Origin of the sequence: Dyadobacter chenhuakuii (assembly GCF_023821985.2) — a bacterium.
Taxonomy (GTDB): domain Bacteria; phylum Bacteroidota; class Bacteroidia; order Cytophagales; family Spirosomataceae; genus Dyadobacter; species Dyadobacter chenhuakuii.
Window position 1 is genome coordinate 2260720 of record NZ_CP098805.1, and the last position, 20373, is coordinate 2281092.

Sequence of the window (20373 nt, forward strand, 5' to 3'; positions counted from 1 at the left end):
TAATTATGAATAAATTCCTCCGTTGATATTAATCACCTCGCCCGTAATGTAGGCGGCCTTATCCGAGACCAGAAAACTAACCAGATGTGCAACTTCCTCCGCTTGGCCGAAACGGTTCATCGGTATCATTTGCTTTAATTCTGCTTCGTTCAGGTCTTTGGTCATATCGCTCGTGATAAAACCCGGCGCAACTGCATTTACCGTGATCTTGCGCTTAGCAACTTCCTGTGCCAACGCTTTTGTGGCTGCAATAATTGCCCCCTTGGCTGCCGAATAATTCGTTTGCCCGGCCACGCCCTTCATTCCGGACACCGATGCAATGTTAACAATCCGGCCCGAACGCTTGCGCAGCATTTGCTGAATGGCATTTTGCGTAACATTAAATAGGCCTTTCGCGGAAATGTTCATCACATCGTCCCAATCCTGTTCCGGCATCCACATAAACAGGCCGTCACGCGTAATGCCGGCATTATTCACCAACACACTGATATGCTTTTCTTCGTTCCTCTCTCTCCATTTGTTCAGGGCCTCGTCCACCTCCGTTTTTGTCTGAACATTGAATTGCAACAATTCCCCGGCCCCACCGGCAGCCACAATTGCTGCTAACGTTTCCTCTGCCGCGGCCTGATTGGAAGAATAATTGACCAGAATATATAGCCCGTGATCTTTTGCAAGCTGCACCGCTATGGCACGGCCCAGTCCTCTTGACGCGCCTGTTACCAATGCACAGCTCATAATTTAAAGGGGGTTTCTTTGATATATTCGAATACTGCTGCAATGCTTTCGGATTGCGGAATATCCTCTTTCACGAAATGCGCATGCTGCCTGATCTGGCTGTAAATGGATTTTGCATTAGGCGATAACCGCTCCTGCTCACCCGGTTCCAGCAAATCAATGGCCTGGCAAATGGCCATAATGTGAATTGACATTACCTGGAATGAGTTTTCCAGAACCTGCTTGGCAAGCACCGCACTATTGGTCCCCATGCTTACAATGTCCTGATTATCATTATTATTAGGAATGCTATGCACGTAAACTGAACCGGATAGCGCCTGGTTTTCTGCTGTTGTGGAAGTCGCTGTAAACTGCACGCCCTGGAAGCCGAAATTCAATCCCCATGTTCCGGCGTTCAGGAATGGCGGAAACTTGCCATTTAATTTACTGTTCATCAGGAAGTTGAGCTGCCTTTCCATTAGCATTGAAAGCTTGGTAAGGACAATTTTAACTTTATCCATTTCCAGCGAAATGTAGTCGCCGTGGAAATTGCCTCCGTGGAAAACATTATCGTCCTCCGGGCTTACAATAGGGTTATCATTGGTTGAATTAAGCTCATTTTCAACCACTTCCTGCGCATACTGCAATGTATCAAGGATTGGCCCCAGGATCTGCGGAACGCATCTTACCGAATAATATTCCTGGATCTTCCGCTCAAATTCCTTCCGTTGCAGCGCCGTATCATCTTTAAATAACTCTTCACGACTGCGTATCAACTGACTGCCAGCCACAAAATCACGCATTTGCTGCGCTATAATTTGCTGGCCTTTATGGTGTTTAACCGCATTCAGTTGCTTGGAAAACGAATCATCAAATGCTTCAATAACCTCATTCAGCATGGCCGACGCCGCAACCGCCCATTGCACCAGCCTTTTTGCATAAATAATATTGATCGCCGCAATGCCCGTCATGCAGGACGTTCCGTTGATCAGCCCTAGGCCGTCGCGCAATTCCATTTTAAGCGGCTCAATGTTATTTTTTGCTAAAACATCGGCCGTTTTTGTCCTGATCCCGCCTTCATAAACGTGCCCTTCGCCGATCAGGTTAAGGCCTAGATGGGAAAGCTGAACAAGGTCACCGCTCGCGCCGACGCTTCCATGCTCGAAGATTTCAGGTACAATCCCTTTATTTAAAAATGCGACAAGCTGCTTGATAACACCCGTGCTGACACCCGAGTTGGCCTGCAAAAATGAATTCAGGCGCGCTACCATCACACTGCGGGCATAAATTTCGTTGAGTGGCCTGCCTATACCGCTGGAATGGCTGCGGATGAGGTTGTATTGCAGGTTACTCAGCTTATCAGTCTCAATCCGGTATTGAGCCATCGGGCCAAAACCGGTATTGATTCCGTATATAATTTTATCTTTGGAGAAATTCGTAAGAAATGTAAAGGACTTAGAAACTTTATTGAGGGCGTCTTCGGCTAAGATAAATTCCTTCTTTTCAAAAGCATACTGCTCGATATGAGCTAAGGAAATACTATTCATTTAGAGATTGCATAATTAATATTACGTAAAATAAATCTTTTTTTGCGGTTTTGACAAACATGCCGCAATCGGCAAACGTGCCACCGGAAGTTGCCGGAATTTTACATTTGCTTACTTTTGTCTGACATTCACGTTCCCCTTTCAATGATCGGAGATTTACTTTTAAGGTTACATCAGTTCCTTTCCAGACACAAGCCCGCATTTTTCCTCAGTCTGGTTGTCCTTACAAGTTTTCTGATCCTGGGAATCTCGCGGTTAAAGGTAACGGAAAGCATTTTTGCAACCTTACCGAAGGGTAAGAGCTTCGAAGAATTCAACCGGCTCATTGAAAGCAAGAACATTATCAACCAGATCGTCTTTTCGATTGACGTCCCAGAAGAAACAACATCTGATGAAGCTAAATTGCTCGGAGAAGCGTTTTCCGACTCGCTGACAAGATATACCAACGGTGCCATCCGGAACATTCAGATCGAACGGCCGTTCGCTCAGGAAGATGTTTACCAGTTTGTTTACGGCCGTTTTCCGGAGCTCATTGATTCTTCCTATTATTCACACATTGCCAGCCGATTAAATGCGGATACGGTTAAAGCTTCGGTTAACTCGGCTTATAATCAGCTTACTACGCCCGGGGGGACATTTCTCAAACAGTTCATTGTCAATGATCCGCTTGGGATAACCGGCCCGTATTTCCGGAAATTAAATGCCAGTAGCAATGCGAACGGCATGATGCTCGAAGATGGCGTCATGTTCACGGGCGATCGCAAGAAAATGATCATTTTTGCCGCAACGAGTTTTGATTCAGGCGATTCCGAGAAAAATGTGGAGCTCTATGAGGATGTTGAAGCATTCAAATCCCGCTGGAATAAGCGGCAGAAATACCATCATTTCTCGTATTTCGGCACTTTCGAAATCGCTGCGCGCAATGCCATTCAAGTCAAAAAAGATTCCTATTTAACATCTTTCATCGCGTTGGGGGGCATTTTGCTGTTGCTAATCCTCTACTATCGCAAATTCCTCATTCCGCTATACATTATATTACCCGGCGTGTTCGGGGCGATTTTCGCGCTGGGCATTATCGGTTATATCCGGCCCGAAATATCGGGGATTTCCCTGGCAACCGGCGCTGTTGTTTTTGGCATCTTGCTGGATTATGCATTTCACTTCTTCACCCATTTAAGGCATACCAATTCTATTTCCGCTGCCATTAAGGAAGTAAGCGCGCCTTTGCTGACCGGCAGTTTCACGACCGTAATGGCTTTCAGTGCGTTGCATTTTGCCAATTCGGCAGTTTTGCAGGATTTTGGCCTGTTTTCGTCCCTTAGCTTGCTGGGCGCTGCGCTTTTTACACTGATCGCGCTGCCCGTTATCCTGTCATCTGTTGCATTTGAGAAAAAGCAGATGCCCGCAGAAAGTCGCGCGTTTCGGTTTCCGCAAATTCAGGAAAAGTCCAGGCCGATGATTCTGGCATTTATTGCTGTTATGACCCTGGTCTTCCTCTATTTTGCCAGGTTTACGGAGTTTGACAGCAGCTTTGAAAACCTTAGCATTCAGGATAAGGATCTGCAAAAACGCGAGGAAGCGCTCACAGGCATTGACCCAAAGGCAGAAAAAAGGATCTATATCTTCGCCAGCAATCCGGTCAGGGCTAAGGCCGAATCAATCAATTACCGGGTTTACCAAAACCTGGTCCAGCTGCGTGATCAGGGAAAAATAAACAGCTTCGTTTCTTCCGGCTCATTCCTTATCCCGCATGAACTCCGGCTGGAACGCAACCGCAAATGGCATGATTTCTGGGATTTGCGCCGGAAAGAGGCCACCTATAATGCGTTGGATCTGGCGGCGGCAAAGAAAGGATTTAGCACCAATGCATTCAGTGATTTCAAATCATGGGTCGCAGGTCAGCAGCCAGGCGCTGTCCCCGTGGATACATTGCTGGCAGAACTTGGCCTGGATAATCTGATCGAGGCGAATGTCAGCGGCACGACATTCATCACCACATTGATCGTCCCGCAGAATCAGCTGCCTTTTGTTAAAGATGAACTTAGAGCGATCCCGGGAATTGCGTTATTTGATCGCGGTGAACTGGCCGGTGATCTGCTCAAACTGGTAAAGGACGACTTCAATTATCTCTTGCTTATCTCCGCGTCGATCGTCTTCCTTACATTACTCGTCGTTTACGGACGGATCGAATTAACACTGTTAACTTTCCTGCCAATGGTGATCAGCTGGATCTGGATATTGGGTATAGCGGCCATTTTGGGCATAAAATTCAACTTTGTCAATGTAATCGTCACCACATTCATTTTCGGACTTGGCGACGATTTCAGCATTTTTGTCACGGACGGCTTGCTAAATAAATACAAATACGGCAAGGATTCACTTCGCTCCTACCAGTCAGCCATTGCCTTATCAGCCACCACCACGATCATCGGAACGGGTGTCCTCATCTTTGCCAAACATCCCGCCATTCAATCCATTGCACTGATCAGTGTGTTGGGCATTGTCTGCATCCTGTTCATATCCTTTGTTTTTCAACCTGTCCTTTTTGGTTTTTTTGTCCAAAACAGAATAGCAAAAAAGAAGGCGCCGGTAACATTAGTGCCATTCCTGATCAGCGTTTCCAGTTTCACCTACTTCCTTTCGGGCTGCCTGTTTTTGCATTCCAAACTGGTTACGATTCTGTTGCTGCCCATTTCAAAGTTGCGGAAGAAGGCAATGCTCAACCGTTCGCTTTCTTTTTATGCCAAAACCGTGATCTATTCGGGACCACATGTAAAAAAGAATTTTTCAGGACTGGAAAATTTGCAGCCCGAGAAACCGGTCATTTTCATTGCGAACCACACTTCGTTTCTGGACATTTTGCTGGCCATTATGCTTAATCCGAAAATCGTTCTAATGGTCAAAGGCTGGGTGTACAATTCGCCGTTTTTCGGACCCATTATTCGTCATGCGGGTTACGTGTATACGGATGACGGCCCCGAGGAGAACATTAACAAGGTTAAAGAACTCGTTGCAGACGGTTATTCACTCCTCATCTTTCCCGAAGGAACACGGTCGGAAGACGGGCAGATCACCCGGTTCCATAAGGGCGCTTTTCACCTCGCCGAGCAGCTTGGCCTCGACATTCAGCCCATACTGATCCACGGCGCTTCTGATGTTTTGCCTAAAAACGATTTTCTGATCCGACCCGGCGCACTCAATGTTCGCGTGCTCCCGCGCATACGCCTGTCCGATCCGGAATGGGGCAGCCAGCTGCGGGATAAGACCAAGAACATTGCTGCATATTTTAAAACTGCATTTGCTTCCTATAAAAATGAAATGGAAGACACGGCGTATCTGAAACATAAAATTTTTACCAATTATGTATTTAAAGGCCCTGTCCTCGAATGGTATTTCAAGATCAAGTGGCGGCTGGAAAGTAAGAATTTCGCCTACTATAATGAGCTGATCGGCGATCGGAAGAACATTCTGGACATTGGCTGCGGATACGGCTACTTGTCCTTTTATCTGCATTATAAGAACGAGGACCGCCTGATCACAGGCATTGATTATGATGAGGAAAAGATCAGCGTTGCGCAAAACAGTTATCGCAAAACGGCTCATCTGAACTTCGTCTGCAGCGACATTATGCAGGCCGATCTCGGCAGTCAGGATGTGATATTTTTAAATGATGTGCTGCACTATTTATCAAAAGAAAAACAGCTTAAATTGCTCGAAAGGTGTGCATTAGCGCTGCAACCGGACGGCATTCTTTTCATCCGCGACGGCATTACCGATAATCAGGAAAAGCACCGGAATACGCAGAAAACCGAAGCATTATCAACAAAATTTTTCTCTTTTAACCGCAAAGAAGATGAATTTCACTTCTTTTCATCCGTCGATATCCAAGACTTCGCCGCCAGGCACCATATGCATGTCGAGATGCAGGAACATTCGAGCAATACGTCGAATGTGCTGTTCATTTTGCGGCCAGTGACCAGATAATAATTGGTGTATTATAAACTTTTTCAATAACCATTTTAATGCAATCTTCCGCCTTGCAAAAAGAATATGACTTTGTGATTGTAGGCAGTGGCCTGGGCGGCCTTGCTTGTGCGAACATTCTGGCTTTGGAAGGTTACAGCGTGGTTGTACTCGAAAAAAACCACCAGATCGGCGGTCATTTACAGGTATATAGCCGGGGAAAAAGCATTTTCGATACGGGCGTACATTATGTAGGAAGCCTGGACGAGGGCGAGAATTTGTATCAGTTCTTCAAATATTTCGGCATACTGGATAAGCTGAAAATGAAACGGATGGACGATGACAAATTTGACGTTATCCGCTTTCAGGACGGCTCGGAATATGCTTATGCCCAGGGATTTGATCATTACAAAGAAGGGTTGATCGAATATTTCCCGGAAGAGAAGGCTGCTATTGAAACCTATTGCGACAAGATATTGGAAGTCTGTGAAAAATTCCCACTCTATAACCTCAGAGTTTCAGGAGAAAATTACCAGATGGACGGCGACGTTGTAGGACTGAACGCTCACGATTTCATTGCATCAATCACTGATAATGAATGGCTTAGGAATGTTCTGGCGGGCTCAAATCTGCTATATGCAGGCGTTCGGGACAAGACACCATTTTACGTGCATGCCCTGATTATGAAAAGCTATTTATCGGGCTCCTACAAATTCATCGATGGCGGTTCTCAAATCGCGATTCAGATGAGTAAGGTCATCAGGGCGCAGGGTGGAGAAATTTACAAGCATAAGAAGGTAGTTTCGGCCAATTATGATGCAGATGGCAAGATTACCGAGGTGGTTTTGAAAAATGGAGAAACGGTTAAAGGCAAACAGTTTATCTCAAATGTGCATCCGTCGGTGACGATTGATATTTTTGGCGCGGAAAGATTTCTTAATGTGTACAAAAGCCGAGTTCAGGGGCTGGAAAATAGCATTTCAACCTTTCTTGTACATGTTACTTTCAAGCCGGAGAGCTTTGAATATTTGAACTACAACATTTATCAGCACCATATCGAGGACGTTTGGGGAGGCATTGACTATGATAAGGAAACCTGGCCGCAAACTTATTTTATCTGCACGCCATACATTTCCAAAACTGGCCAATACGCTGATTCTATGTCCATTATGACCTACATGAATGCTTCCGAAACTGAAAAGTGGAGCGGGACTTTTAGCACGGTGGCTGAGCCGGGAACCCGCGATGCAGAATATGAACAGTTCAAGAAGGACAAAGAAGCAAAAGTGCTGGCGCGGCTCGAAGAAGTTTTCCCCGGAATTTCAGGAAAAATCAAGGCCGTTCACAGTGCTACGCCGCTGACATTCAGGGATTACATTGGCAATAAAGATGGTTCCTTATACGGCGTGCTGAAAAACTCCCATTCACCGACACGGACGCAGATCAATACAAAAACAAGAATCCCTAACCTGCATTTGACAGGTCAAAATATTTCGATGCATGGCATACTGGGCGTCACGGTAAGCGCTTTTGTAACATGCTTTCCATTTGTAGACAAAGAGAAACTCATCCAAAAAGTTAAAAATGCCTAATCATGCAAACAGTTGATGTTGTGGTCATTGGTGCCGGGCCAGCCGGGACAGTTGCAGCTTCGTATCTCAAAAACCAGGGCTACAATGTCACAATTTTAGAAAAAGAGAAATTTCCCCGCTTCCAGATCGGCGAAAGCCTGCTGCCCTGCTGCATGGAGCATCTGGAAGAATCCGGTCTGCTTGAAGCAGTTAAGTCCAGGAATTTTCAGAAGAAAACCGGTGCAGCCTTCATGCGCGGTCAAAAAAGATGCGAATTCCTGTTTTCCGAACAATTCACCAAAGGCTGGGAATGGACGTGGCAGGTAAAACGCGCCGATTTCGACCTCACGCTAGCCGAAGCAACCCAGGCAAAAGGTGTTGATGTTAAGTTTGAATGTGAAGTGTTGAAAGTGACGTGCAGCGCTGATAGTCAGCACATTGAATACAAAGATATAGACGGCAATCTTTACGAAATCCAGTCCAGGTTTATCATTGATTCCAGTGGCTACGGCCGCGTGCTTCCGCGGCTGTTTAATTTGAGCAAACCCTCTGCATTCAGTCCGAGAGGCGCAATTTTCTCACATTTGGAAGATAAAAACCGCACGGAAACGACCAGTAACAACATCTTCGTGCATTCTTTTGACAACAACAAATCGTGGATATGGGCCATTCCGTTCTCCGATGGCTCCACTTCGGTAGGCATTGTTGGCGACAGGGAAAAGATTACGGAAATGGCTGAGAACGGTGGAGAAGCTTATAAGACTTTCATTCGTGAATTTGAGGATCTTGCAGGCCGCTTTAAGGATTCGGAATTGAAATTTGAGCCGCGGCACATCCTGGGCTATTCCATTGGCGTCACCAAAATGTTCGGGGAAGGATTTGTGCTTTCCGGAAACAGCACCGAATTTCTCGACCCGATCTTTTCATCCGGCGTAACATTCGCAACTGCTTCGGGATTGCTTTCTGCAAAAATGACGCACAAGCATCTGCAGGGTGAAACGGTGGATTGGGAAAATGAATACGAAAAAGTGATCCAACGCGGGATCAACGTTTTCAGAAGCTATGTTACCGGCTGGTACAGTGGTCATTTTCAAACTATTGTATTCACAGACCAAATTAATAACGACATTAAAAAACAGATTTGCTCGGTGCTTGCAGGTTATGTCTGGGACCAGTCCAATCCTTTTGTAAAAAAGCATGATACAATTCTACCTACGCTTGCCAAAGTGATTAAAATGGAGGAGAAAAATCTAAAATCCAAATTGAAAGGCGCTACGGAGTGAGCAGAATAAAACTGTGCTGAACGGCCTTATAATGATTGTAAATCAGCACATTATTCGCTTTTTCGACTTTTGGATTTTGGTGAATACATTGTGAAGGAACTGGGTGGCCTGAAAGCATTTTTACGGCCATCCAGGTTGCAAAAGCCGAAGCAGTTGGATAGTCCCCAACCATATTCTTATAAGTGTAGCTGCTGCTGTCCGGGAAAAATTTCTTACGAAAATCTGCGTACAAATGGTCTGTGCGGTTATCCCCGCTGATGCCCAGCATCAAAGTATCGATATCGTGACGTGCGAGCCCGTTTCGTTCCAGAAAGTGATCCAGCTTCTCTTCCAGGTCGCTATTTTTTGGGTTATTGATCTGATCCACATCCACAATCCGCGCCAGTGTTCCTTCGCTTCTTGAAGACTCCACCACGAACATCGTCGCCCCTTCCCCATTAACGGACCCGGGAGAATCGGCTGTCAGCAAATCAGTTGACGTAATGTCTTCCGTTTTAAAATGACCGTTTAAGAAATCAATGTTATGGTTATAATCAGAAATCTCCTCCACACTGCCGACCAGCACGCGCCGCAGTTTTTTTTCTTCCAAAACCATCATTGCATCCAATAACGCAGCTTCGAAAGCCAATCCTTTGTGCACATGCGTTGTATTATAGCCCGTTACCTTGCTCATTAAAGCAAGATTGCCTGCGACTGCGTTAGGCGTGCTCTGGACAAAATGAGTGGGTGTTAATGTGCCTTCATCGTAGTCAACGATCTGGTTCAGGAATTTAAGGCAATCGCCCAACCCGCCATTCGCTGTGCCGAGAATAATCCCGTCCATATCGGATTTCCGGATCAGCGGCAAGCCCGCCCCTACGCCCATCCGAACGGCTTTGCCCATTCTGCGCAGCAAGCTTGCGGGGATTAATTGCCCGTAATCCGGTTCAATGGCCGCGTAACGATTGCCGTGATGCACTTTTATCTTTTCCTCAAAGAAGGCATTGTCAAAGGTAAACTGAGGTGAGATGCAGGCTAAGTCGGTTACGTACATTCGGGATTTAATGTGAGTTAGTTGCCGGCGTCGGCAATGAATTGTTTGAGCTGAAACGCATAGTCATCGATTTGTCTTTGCGTTTCGCTTTCATCCCAATTCAATTCCCGTGCCATCAGGTTTGCAACAACAGGTAAGCAGTTTAAGGTTTCTTTCCAATCGGTAATTTCCAGCCTTACCCTGCGCGCCAGAAAGTCGCGCGGCGTGATGACCATTTCATTCCGGACCGTGTAAGTTACTTCCGCCCTGATGTAGGGATAGGAAGCGCTGAGCCTTTCTTTTGAGGAAATGTCAGTCGCTGTTAACTCCGCAACCAATGTTGCCCGGGAACCGTATTTTCTAACCAGATGCAAGGACACGTCTTCCGGTAATGCGTATTTAGTGGTAAGCACTCCGGATAAGGAAGCATCATAATGCTCCCCGCCGGCAAGCGTATGGTTAGCAGTAAGACATTCATTTCTTTTGGAAAAGATCGCGTCAGCTTCATCGATCGTATCCTTGGCCATTAACCGGTAAGTCGTCCATTTTCCACCCAGCAGACTCAGCAACCCGCTTGTAGCATCCACTTCAACTTCATGGTCTCTGACGAGGCTTTTTGTGGATTTGGAAGGATCAGCTGCGAGCAGCGGGCGCAGTCCGCCAAAACCCGCTTTCAATGTTGTGATGTCAATGGGAGTCGCCAGGAATGGGTTCAGCGTGTCAACCAGATATTTTTTTTCCGATTCATTCAATGTAGCCTCAGAATCAATACTATCCGATTCCGTATCCGTGGTCCCGATCATCATGGCGCCTTCAAAGGGAATAGCAAAAACTACGCGTCCGTCCGATGTTTTGGGAATGAGCATGGCATACTCGCTATTCAATGTGTCATAGGGCAGCACTACGTGAACGCCTTTGCTGGGACGAAGCCGCTCTGGCAATGCGGGGTTGGCCAGTAACCTGATCTTGTCCGAAAACGGCCCAGTGCAATTGATAACGAGCTTTGATTTGATAATAAATTCAGCTCCTTGCTGCGTATCCTTAACCTGAACACCAACAAGCTTGCCCAAATCATTTTTTGTGAAACCTGTAACATCCAGGTAATTAGCCGCAACACCGCCCGCTTCCGAAGCCGACTGCACCAGAGCGAGACAATAACGCGCATCGTCGAGCTGGCCATCGTAATACAGCACGCCGCTGTGGAGCTTCTTGCTGTTCAGGGTTGGAATTTTATTGAGCACTTCCTTTTTTGAAAGCCATTTGCTTTTAGGAAGCGAATCGTTGGTGGCAAATGTATCATAAAGTTGCAGCCCAATTTTAAAATACAAACCCTCAAACCAAGAACTCACAGGCGTCATTAATGCCAATGGGCGCGCCAGATGCGGTGCATTTTTAAGAACGGTATGACGCTCTTCCAAGCCGTGACGGACCTGTTTGAGCTGCGCAAAATCTAATTTTTTAAATGCCTGTTCGAGATAACGGACACCGCCGTGGATCAGCTTGGTGGAACGGGATGAGGTCTCTGATGCGAAATCCTTTTTATCGATAATAGCGACTTTATAACCCCGTAAAACGGCATCCAATGCACAACCAGCCCCGCTTGCCCCTGCTCCGATGATACAAATATCAAATTCTTCACTTCTTAATTTATCCAGCGATGCGTTACGATCCATTGATTGGCAGTATATCCAGCATTTGATTGACCTGTTGCAAAAGTACAAAGTCAGGCATTAAAACTGGCCGGTGCCGGACGGTCTTTTGAAGTTTGCTTCGAAAAAGTTTGGTATAATAATTGCAACATCAGCATTATAATGTGCGTCAACGACCGCATTACAGTTATCTGTTCACATAAACCAACTAAAACATGGGCTTACTATCGTTTCTTAAAGGCGTAGGAGAAAAAGTTTTCAAAAAAGAAGAAACTGCTGTTCCCACGCCGGAAGCAGAACCATTACGCGCCAGCGCGCTCCTAGCGCACGTAAAAGCACTCGGGCTCGCGTATAACAATCTGACAGTCAAAACATCCGGTGACACGGTAACCATAGAAGGCGAAGTGGCTCAGCAGGAAGATGCAGAAAAGATAGCCCTTGCAGTAGGGAATGTTGAAGGCGTGGAAGTGGTGGACAACCGCTTGAAAGTGGCAACGCCGGCTCCCGAAGCAACTTATCACACTGTGGAAAAAGGCGACACGCTCTCCAAAATAGCAAAGGAAGTGTATGGCGATATGATGAAGTATCCGATCATTTTTGAAGCAAACAAACCTATGCTGACGCATCCGGATAAGATATATCCAGGCCAGGTTTTGAGAATCCCGGCACCCTGATGCAGATCAGAAACAAAAAAAAGCAGCCTTTTGGGCTGCTTTTTTTATGTCTTGTCGAAGTGATTAATCTTCCTGCGCGATAACGTTCAGGGAAATTTTGTGTTTCACTTCTTTATGCAAATCGATTGTTGCAGAGTAAGTTCCGATGGATTTAACATCATCCAAAGTAATTTTCTTGCGGTCGATATTGAAACCTTTTGCTTTAAGGACATCAGCAACTTGTGTGTTGGTAACACGTCCGAAGATACGGCCGCTTTCTCCTACCACAGTTTTGATATCGATTGTAAGATCGCCGATTGCTGCTGCAATTTCTTCTGCGTCTTTTTTCAGCTTTTCAGCTTTGTGCGAAGCCTGACGCACGTTTTCAGCAACGATTTTGCGGTTAGAGGCATTCGCCAATAATGCAAAACCCTGAGGGATAAGGTAGTTACGACCGTAACCTGCTTTCACAGTAACGATGTCGTTTTTATAACCTACACCTGCTATATCCGTTATAAGTATGATTTCCATTGTTTGTAGCTCTTTCTATATTATTTCAATTGATCAGCAACAAAAGGCAATAAAGCCAAGTGACGCGCTCTTTTAATTGCCTGAGAAACTTTGCGTTGATATTTCAAGCTTGTTCCTGTAAGGCGGCGTGGCAAGATCTTACCTTGCTCATTCACCAGTTTCAATAAGAAATCCGGATTCTTGTAGTCGATATATTTAATGCCTGCTTTCTTAAAACGGCAATATTTCTTACGGTTATTGTTTTTTTCAACCGGTTCGTTTACTAGTGACATAGCTTATGCGTTTTCGGTTTTAGACTCAGTTGACTCTTCTCTTTTTCTTCCAACCAGACCCTTACGTTTCTTCTCGTTGTAAGCAATTGAATGCTTATCCAGGGCGATTGTCATAAAACGCAAGATGCGCTCGTCACGACGGAATTCGGTTTCCAAAACGTCAACCACGTTTCCTTCATTTGCTGTATATTCTACAACATGATAGAAACCTGAGTTTTTCTTTTGGATGGGGTAGGCCAGCTTGCGCAATCCCCAATTTTCTTCATGTACAATCGATCCACCATTTGCGGTGATGATTGTCGTGAATTTTTCAACGGCGTCCTTTGCCTGGGCCTCAGACAAAATGGGAGTTAGAATGAACACCGTTTCATATTGCTTATACATACGGTAATTGATTAATTATATAATGTAAAATAAAAACCCTCACTTTGGGTTCATACCAAAATGAGGGTGCAAAAATAGGGCTTGAAATCCATAATTCCAAGCCCTGATCTTACTTAAATTCAAGTTATTCAGCCTCGTTACTTCACTTCGAAGTCGCCCTGCCCTATTTTAAATCCTTCACTGTAAACCTCGATAGCATATTTGCCATCTTTCAAAGGAATGCCGCCGCGTCCGTATAAAATATCCACGGATTGGCCGCTGTTTGTGAAATTGACAGTCTGGCGTGAGCTGTAAATCAGCTCTTTACCGTCGTGGATAAACGATCCCGAACCTGTGGCCATATCGGATAAAACCGCTCCGTCCGGATCCAGGATACGCAGATACATTTCTTTTTCATTCTGCTTGGCAACAGCATTTGGCGCCAGTGAGAAATTTACACGCAGCTTATCAATGCGTTTTGCCTTGTATTTTCCGCCTTCGCGCTCTTTTCCTCTTGCCGAAACTGCATTAACCGTCAGATTTTCAGCCCTTAATGCGGAAGCAATGCTCACTTTCTCAGCCAGTTCCCTATTTTGAACAGAATAATTAGTCACAGAATCTGCAAGCAACTGCTTCTCGGATTCCAGCCCGGTTACCTTCTCATTCAACTCCTGATTTTTCGTTGTTGCAATTCCTAATTCCTGCCTTAGCTGGGCGATTTCCGTGTCTTTTTCGTTCAACACATTTTCGTAACCCTTGATCTTCTTGTTATAACCAGAAGCAGAATAACTGCTCATATTCTTTAATTCCTGCTTATCCTTTTCAAGTTGCAGCTTCATTGCCATCAAGGAATCCACACTTCCGCCCAGTTTCTGGATTTCTGCGATCTTAATGTCCAGCTCCTGCGAAATGGAATCGAGCTTGGTTTTGATAAAGAGAACTTCCTCTGTTTTAGCAGTTATAATGTCATCCTTAGCGAGATTTTCCTGTTTTTCGTGATAGATAAAATAAACAAGCACCAAATTAAGCAATAGCAATACGGCCAAAGCGGCCCATAGAAGGGTTTTCCTGTCTTGCTTTTGTTCCTGATTATAGTCCATACAGAAGGTTATATTTTTTAATTCGTTGGTAAAAGAACTATGTTTTTTTCAATTTTGAAATATGTTAACATCTATTTCTAAGCGCCTGCGGTGAATTTGTTTCTTTAATCCTTTAATTATCAAAAAATTAGAATCTCAAAATGCCAACAATTGCTGACAACATTGCCCAAATAGAAAAAGGATTAAAACAGGAAACGCGTTTAATTGCAGTAACAAAAACCAAGCCCGAAGAAGTTCTCATGGAAGCTTATAACGCTGGCTGCAAGCGTTTTGGAGAAAATAAGGTCCAGGAAATGACTGCCAAATACGAGGCCTTGCCGAAAGACATTGAGTGGCACATGATCGGTCATTTGCAAACCAACAAGGTAAAATACATGGCTCCTTATGTGACTCTGGTCCATTCGGTTGACAGTTTCAAGTTGCTGAAAGAAATTAATAAGGAAGCTGCTAAAAACGACCGGATCATTCCGTGCCTGCTTCAAATTTTTATCGCGCAGGAAGAAACAAAATTTGGACTTTCGGAAGAAGAAGCTCGGGAGATTATTACATCGCCGGAGCTTTCGGACCTACAAAATATCCGCATTGCAGGCCTGATGGGAATGGCTTCCAACACGGAGGATGAACAAGTTGTTCGTGCCGAATTCAAGGGATTGAAAACACTGTTTGAATCCTTCAAGTCCTATCAGAATGAGCAGGTTAGCATGCAGGAACTCTCCATGGGCATGAGTGCGGACTACACGATCGCGATGGAAGAAGGCAGCACATTGATCCGGGTCGGAAGTTCTATTTTTGGGTCAAGGTAAAGGGATTACGCCAGCCACTTTGTCCCGAACGAAGTCAAACGAAAGCTGTGCGCACGGAAGGCCCTTTTGCCGCACGAAAACAGCATTTTCCTGACTTCCATAACCGCCCGAATATGGATTATACTCAGGAAAATCATTCAGCGAACCCATCAAAATCACCCCAAAAGTGCCCGAAGCATTACCCAAATGCGAAGGTCCGCTGTCCAGCCCGATAAAATAAGAAGCGCGGCGGATCACCTCGGCCGTTTCCAGAATGCTCAGTTGCCCGCACAGGTTGCGATAGACTCTTGTACTCACGTTCAAATTGCTTTTCAAGCCGATTTCAACAATTTGATAAAGATAATTATCTGCAAGCCACTGCACCAGCTGCTCCCACTTTTCGGCAGGCCAGTCCTTTGGCGCGTAATTGGATTGGCAATGCAGGACAATAAAGGGTTCTTTTAAATTTAGGGAATCCACTTTTTGCCGATGACTTTCCTGTAAATAAAGTTTCGGCTTATCATCCGCAGGAAATGTAGCTTTCTCAGGAATCAAATCACCCGTTTGCGCAAAAACTTCCAGCAGATTGCCATAGTTGAAATAATTGTAAATGTTGATGTTACGTCGCGCTGCAACCGGATTATCAACAAAAACCTGGCATTTGGGACAATGGTTGTTGTTTGTGAATTGCAGTTGTATAACCTCGTCAAAAATGCCTGTATCCAGCAATGTTTTACGTTGGGTCACACAAAATTCCCTGAAAATTTCATCAATAGAAGCATTATGCGCGACCAGTTCGCTGAACGAGGGCTTTACAAACCAGACAATGTGCGCATCAGGATGCAGTGACCGCACGTAACGGGAGATGGGTTCCGCTGCCACAATATCCCCGAAATGCTCCGTACGGATGATCGCGATCAGCTTCTGACCTTTTTTTAATTTGCCTTTGACACCTTTGAAATGTAAATAAGCCTGATAACCAAGCAGGTGCGCTTTACCAATGTGTGTGTATTTGTAATAACGATGAGTCCAGAGCGCTATAAAACTTTTTAAAGTCATTTGCTAAGTATAATCTACAATGTGCGGCAACGTCCAATCCGCCTTTACAAGCTCGCAAGATAATAAAATTGAAACAAAGAGTTGGTTACGCTGCATTCCGGGCATAACTTTACCGGGCTGCATGGCCCCGATTTTGCGGGCCAAAGTGCAGCGCGGACCTCATTTTCAATTATCCAGATTAATACAAAATACTATGAAATTCATGATTCAGGCCGGTGGAATTTTGGGTGCGCTTGCGGTTGCCCTGGGCGCATTCGGGGCACATGCATTGAAGGGAATGCTCGAAGCATCCGGCAGGAGTGAAACTTTTGAAACAGCCGTAAAATACCAGTTTTACCACGCCATAGCCATGGTTTTGGTAGGATTGCTTATGCAACGGGCAGGCACAGATGCTATCAAATTACTAGGTTGGTCGGGCAATGCATTCGCCATCGGCGTAATCATTTTTTCAGGCTCGCTTTACGCCATTTGCTTCACCGGCATCACCAAATTTGGCGCCACCGCGCCTATTGGAGGCGTGGCGTTGATAGTGGGTTGGGTGTTGCTGATTTTAGCGGCGGGGAAAATTTAATCATTCAAAATTATTTCACCCCCGCGACAAAGTAAACGGACGCTGCGCGTCGATTTTCAGGAATACAAAAAGCAGTATTGAGAATGACCAGAGTGAGGAACCGCCGTAACTGAAAAAGGGCAGCGGGATCCCGATTACGGGCATCAGCCCGATTGTCATGCCGACATTGACCATGAAGTGGAAGAAAATGATCCCGGCCACGCAATAGCCATACACCCGCGCGAAACGGCTTCGCTGTCGTTCTGCGAGCACGACAAGCCTGGCGATTAATGAAACAAAAAGCACAACAACGACTGCCGAGCCGATAAAGCCGTGCTCCTCGCCTACTGTACAGAATATAAAGTCAGTGCTTTGCTCGGGTACGAAGTCGAATTTAGTCTGCGTTCCCTGCAAAAAGCCTTTCCCCGAAAATCCGCCTGAGCCGATTGCAATCTTGGATTGGATTACGTTCCAGCCAATGCCGCGCGGATCGGAATCAGGATCCAGAAGAACCATAATACGGCCTCTCTGGTGTTTTTGAAGGACATTATTCATAAAAAAGTCCACCCCGAACACGATCCCGATCATGACAAATGCAATAATGATCGTGGCCCAAAGTCCACCCCGCCTACGCGTCATCACCGGCATCAGCCAGATTGCCAGACCTGCAATCACAATGATCACCGCTGCGATATACCACTTCACAAAAAGCAATGTAATGATCAGCAAAGCCGCCGTAACCATCCCGATAGCCGGAATAAATCCGGGCATTCCCTCACGGTAAAGCACGATGGCAAATGAAGCAAAAACGAGCATAGAGCCCGTTTCATTAGACAAAAGGATCAGAAATGCAGGCAGTGCAATGATTCCCATAATGGGATAATAATCTTTGAGCTTGCGCGTAAGGCTGATCGCCGGATCACTCAGATATTTGGAAATCGCCAGACTGATCGCCAGCTTGGAAAATTCCGCAGGTTGAAGCGAAAAAGCGCCAAATTTGATCCAGGAGCGCGATCCATTAATGTTGGACCCGGCAAACAAGACGACAATCAGCAGGAAAACAATAACCGCATATATAATGAAAGAAAAAGTCTCGTAAAATTTGTAATCAATTACCAGAATACAAATGATCAGCACGGCTGCGGTCCCGATCCACATCAGCTGCTTTCCAGCATTGTTCCCCAAATCGAACATGCTCATATTCACCTCCGGGTTGTAAACGGCCGCGTAAATGTTCACCCAGCCAATCCCCAGACAAGCGATGTAGATAAGCACCACCATCCAGTCAACATTCTTCGTTATGGGCTTATTTTCAGCCATTTTAAGTCTTTGGTTATTGTTTCTTAGGTGCAGTGACTGACTTCGTAATCGGTATTTTTTTAGCCGAATCCGCAGTGATCAGCTTTTTCTTTAACGAATCGACTGAGATCGGTTTTTTCTGTCCGGGCAGGATTACTTTGCTCATCAAGTCGGCTTTGAACATCCGTTCTTCCAGTGCTTTATTGGTAACCTTCCTGGTCAGATATTTCTCAATGATAAGGTTAGCGATCGGCGCTGCTGCCGAACCTCCTGCTCCTGCATTTTCAACAAATACAGCGATTGCGATTTTTGGGTTTTCAACCGGCGCGAAGGCTATGAAGATCGAGTGGTCATCCCCGCGTTTGTTCTGCGAAGTCCCGGTCTTACCTGCAATGGTAATCCCCTCAACACGCGACCGGCGGGCCGTTCCGCCTTCCACCGCGCCGATCATTCCTTCAATAACCGGATCAAAATTGTGGGCATCAACGCCCGTCTCATGTCTTACCAAAAATTCAGGGTTCACTTTTTTCGCATCACCAATGCCATGGATCACGTGCGGGGTATAGAAATAACCTTTGTTCGCAATGATCGCGGCCACATTGGCCATTTTTAACGGCGTGATCAGCAACTCGCCTTCGCCAATGCTCAGGGAATAAATGTTGGAGAATTTCCAGCGATATTCGCCATAGAAGCGGTCATAGTATTTTTTATTTGGCAAGTTCCCCTTGTATTCACTCGGAAGGTCAATCCCCAACCTTTGTCCAATCCCAAATTTACTGATCGCATCATGCCATGCGTCCAGCCCGACGGCCGAGGCTTTGAATGTATTTTGAATGTTGTTTTTATAAATAATTCTCCTGAAAACATTGTAAAAATACGGGTTACAAGAGTGCATAACGCCCAAGGCGACGGTTCCGGTTGCCGGGTGATTGTGGCAGCCCACCGGGCAGTTGGCATGCGTAAAACCACTTTCCGGCGTGATCACACCTTCCTGCAAACCGATCAAAGCCTGGATCAACTTGAATGTAGACCCCGGACGGTAACTCGCCATAACCGGTCTGTTGAAGAGTGGTTTATAAGGGTTTCGCGCCAGTGCAGCATAGTTTTTGGAAAAATAGCGGCTTGCCAGAATGTTCGGATCATAAGTCGGCGCGGAAACCATGGAAATGATCTGCCCCGTCTTCGGCTCAATCGCTACAACGCTACCCACTTTGTTAACCATCAGACTATCTGCATATTGCTGCACCTCCAGGTCGATTCCCGAATAGAGATTGTCGCCCGCAACGGCCATCGTGTCCAGCTCGCCGCCTTTCCACGGACCTTTGTAAACGCCGCTCACATTCTGCATCACGAACTTCGTTCCGCGTTTACCACGCAGTTCATTTTCATAAATTTTCTCGATCCCGCTCTGTCCAATGTAGTCGCTCTGGCGGTAGTAAGGCTCTTCCTGCTTTTCCAGCTGGCCTCTCGTGATCTCACTCACATAACCCAGCGTGTTCGCAAGTGTAGGCGCTGTATACGTACGCAGGGAGCTTTTAGCAAATTCAAAACCCGAATAATCGACCATAATGTCCTGAATAGAGGCAAAATCCTCTTTGGACAACTGGCGAAGAAACAAGGATGGTTTTACTCGGCTATATGCGCTTGCGGCGTTCATTAAGCTGTCAAAATCGCGGCGCTCTATGCCCAAAACCTGGCAAAAACGCAGCGTATCGTCGACTCTCGCCTTGTAAGGCGTGACCAATAAATCATAAACGGGCGTGTTATAAACGATGAGCTTTCCTGTGCGATCGTAAATCTGGCCCCGGAAGGGAATTTCGATAACGCGCTTAATGGAGTTGCTGGACGATTCGATGGAATAACTTTCGTCCAGAACCTGCAAGTAGAAAAGTCGAAATAAGTAGATGAGACCTACTAACGCAAAAAAACCAATGATGACAAAGCGACGACTTTCAAGCATTCTGCACTAAAATTCCTGTTCTCAATTTTCACACGAAGTTCGTCATATCGCAAGACTTATCAAAG

At 45.7% G+C, this 20373-nt stretch carries 17 protein-coding genes; 6 read left to right on the forward strand and 11 right to left on the reverse strand.

Annotated elements, in window-relative coordinates; genetic code table 11:
• Window positions 1-3 precede the first annotated feature (3 nt).
• Window positions 4-735 (reverse strand): flexirubin biosynthesis SDR family reductase FlxB, encoded by a 732-nt coding sequence (gene flxB, locus NFI80_RS09340; RefSeq protein WP_235161775.1) that lies wholly within the window; start codon window positions 733-735, stop codon window positions 4-6.
• Window positions 732-2261 (reverse strand): flexirubin biosynthesis tyrosine ammonia-lyase FlxA, encoded by a 1530-nt coding sequence (flxA, locus tag NFI80_RS09345; RefSeq protein WP_235161774.1) that lies wholly within the window; start codon window positions 2259-2261, stop codon window positions 732-734. The genes flxB and flxA overlap by 4 nt, the downstream gene beginning before the upstream one ends.
• Before the next feature lie 144 nt (window positions 2262-2405).
• Between flxA and NFI80_RS09350 the strand changes: the two genes are divergently transcribed.
• From NFI80_RS09350 to NFI80_RS09360, 3 genes are read left to right on the forward strand one after another with little or no spacing between them, the layout of a single operon-like run.
• Entirely contained in the window at window positions 2406-6245 is a 3840-nt protein-coding gene (locus tag NFI80_RS09350; protein ID WP_235163229.1) for a trifunctional MMPL family transporter/lysophospholipid acyltransferase/class I SAM-dependent methyltransferase, read from the forward strand.
• Window positions 6246-6283: 38 nt separating this feature from the next.
• A complete protein-coding gene (locus tag NFI80_RS09355) occupies window positions 6284-7816 on the forward strand; it encodes a phytoene desaturase family protein (RefSeq protein WP_235161772.1) in 1533 nt (510 codons plus the stop codon).
• A 2-nt stretch (window positions 7817-7818) separates the two neighbouring features.
• Window positions 7819-9078, forward strand: a complete 1260-nt coding sequence (locus NFI80_RS09360) for an NAD(P)/FAD-dependent oxidoreductase (protein ID WP_235161771.1) — start codon at window positions 7819-7821, stop codon at window positions 9076-9078.
• Here NFI80_RS09360 and NFI80_RS09365 read toward each other — a convergent pair.
• Both NFI80_RS09365 and NFI80_RS09370 read right to left on the reverse strand, forming a co-directional pair.
• Window positions 9068-10111, reverse strand: a complete 1044-nt coding sequence (locus NFI80_RS09365) for a beta-ketoacyl synthase chain length factor (RefSeq protein WP_233796238.1) — start codon at window positions 10109-10111, stop codon at window positions 9068-9070. The genes NFI80_RS09360 and NFI80_RS09365 overlap by 11 nt on opposite strands.
• 17 nt (window positions 10112-10128) lie before the next feature.
• Window positions 10129-11763, reverse strand: coding sequence for a glycerol-3-phosphate dehydrogenase/oxidase (locus tag NFI80_RS09370; RefSeq protein ID WP_235161770.1), 1635 nt, complete (start codon window positions 11761-11763; stop codon window positions 10129-10131).
• 191 nt (window positions 11764-11954) lie between these two features.
• Here NFI80_RS09370 and lysM point away from each other — a divergent pair, with 191 nt between their 5' ends.
• A complete protein-coding gene (gene lysM / locus NFI80_RS09375; RefSeq protein ID WP_233796236.1) occupies window positions 11955-12413 on the forward strand; it encodes a peptidoglycan-binding protein LysM in 459 nt (152 codons plus the stop codon).
• A gap of 63 nt (window positions 12414-12476) precedes the next feature.
• Here the strand turns inward: lysM and rplI are convergent, their stop codons facing one another.
• The 4 genes from rplI to NFI80_RS09395 form a co-directional block, all read right to left on the reverse strand.
• The gene (gene rplI / locus NFI80_RS09380; protein WP_235163228.1) at window positions 12477-12923 is read right to left on the reverse strand and encodes a 50S ribosomal protein L9; all 447 of its coding nucleotides are present in this window, start codon (window positions 12921-12923) and stop codon (window positions 12477-12479) included.
• A gap of 20 nt (window positions 12924-12943) precedes the next feature.
• Window positions 12944-13195 (reverse strand): 30S ribosomal protein S18, encoded by a 252-nt coding sequence (gene rpsR / locus NFI80_RS09385; RefSeq protein WP_026630174.1) that lies wholly within the window; start codon window positions 13193-13195, stop codon window positions 12944-12946.
• Window positions 13196-13198: 3 nt separating this feature from the next.
• A complete protein-coding gene (gene rpsF, locus NFI80_RS09390; RefSeq protein WP_235163227.1) occupies window positions 13199-13579 on the reverse strand; it encodes a 30S ribosomal protein S6 in 381 nt (126 codons plus the stop codon).
• A gap of 137 nt (window positions 13580-13716) precedes the next feature.
• Window positions 13717-14658, reverse strand: coding sequence for a DUF8428 domain-containing protein (locus NFI80_RS09395; protein WP_233796235.1), 942 nt, complete (start codon window positions 14656-14658; stop codon window positions 13717-13719).
• Window positions 14659-14798: 140 nt separating this feature from the next.
• Here NFI80_RS09395 and NFI80_RS09400 point away from each other — a divergent pair, with 140 nt between their 5' ends.
• Window positions 14799-15461, forward strand: a complete 663-nt coding sequence (locus tag NFI80_RS09400) for a YggS family pyridoxal phosphate-dependent enzyme (protein WP_233796234.1) — start codon at window positions 14799-14801, stop codon at window positions 15459-15461.
• On the opposite strand, the gene NFI80_RS09405 is transcribed toward NFI80_RS09400, so the two are convergent.
• Window positions 15453-16499: a glycosyltransferase family 9 protein gene (locus tag NFI80_RS09405; protein ID WP_235161768.1), complete on the reverse strand. Its 1047-nt coding sequence runs from the start codon at window positions 16497-16499 to the stop codon at window positions 15453-15455. The two genes, NFI80_RS09400 and NFI80_RS09405, sit on opposite strands and share 9 nt — an antisense overlap.
• A 193-nt stretch (window positions 16500-16692) precedes the next feature.
• Here NFI80_RS09405 and NFI80_RS09410 point away from each other — a divergent pair, with 193 nt between their 5' ends.
• The gene (locus tag NFI80_RS09410; protein WP_235161767.1) at window positions 16693-17070 is read left to right on the forward strand and encodes a DUF423 domain-containing protein; all 378 of its coding nucleotides are present in this window, start codon (window positions 16693-16695) and stop codon (window positions 17068-17070) included.
• 15 nt (window positions 17071-17085) lie between these two features.
• On the opposite strand, the gene rodA is transcribed toward NFI80_RS09410, so the two are convergent.
• Together rodA and mrdA are read right to left on the reverse strand one after the other, a co-directional pair.
• Window positions 17086-18369 (reverse strand): rod shape-determining protein RodA, encoded by a 1284-nt coding sequence (rodA, locus tag NFI80_RS09415; protein WP_233796231.1) that lies wholly within the window; start codon window positions 18367-18369, stop codon window positions 17086-17088.
• Between the two features lie 13 nt (window positions 18370-18382).
• Window positions 18383-20308 carry a penicillin-binding protein 2 gene (mrdA, locus tag NFI80_RS09420; protein ID WP_233796230.1) on the reverse strand — a complete coding sequence of 642 codons (1926 nt, stop codon included), beginning with the start codon at window positions 20306-20308 and terminating at the stop codon, window positions 18383-18385.
• Window positions 20309-20373 lie beyond the last annotated feature (65 nt).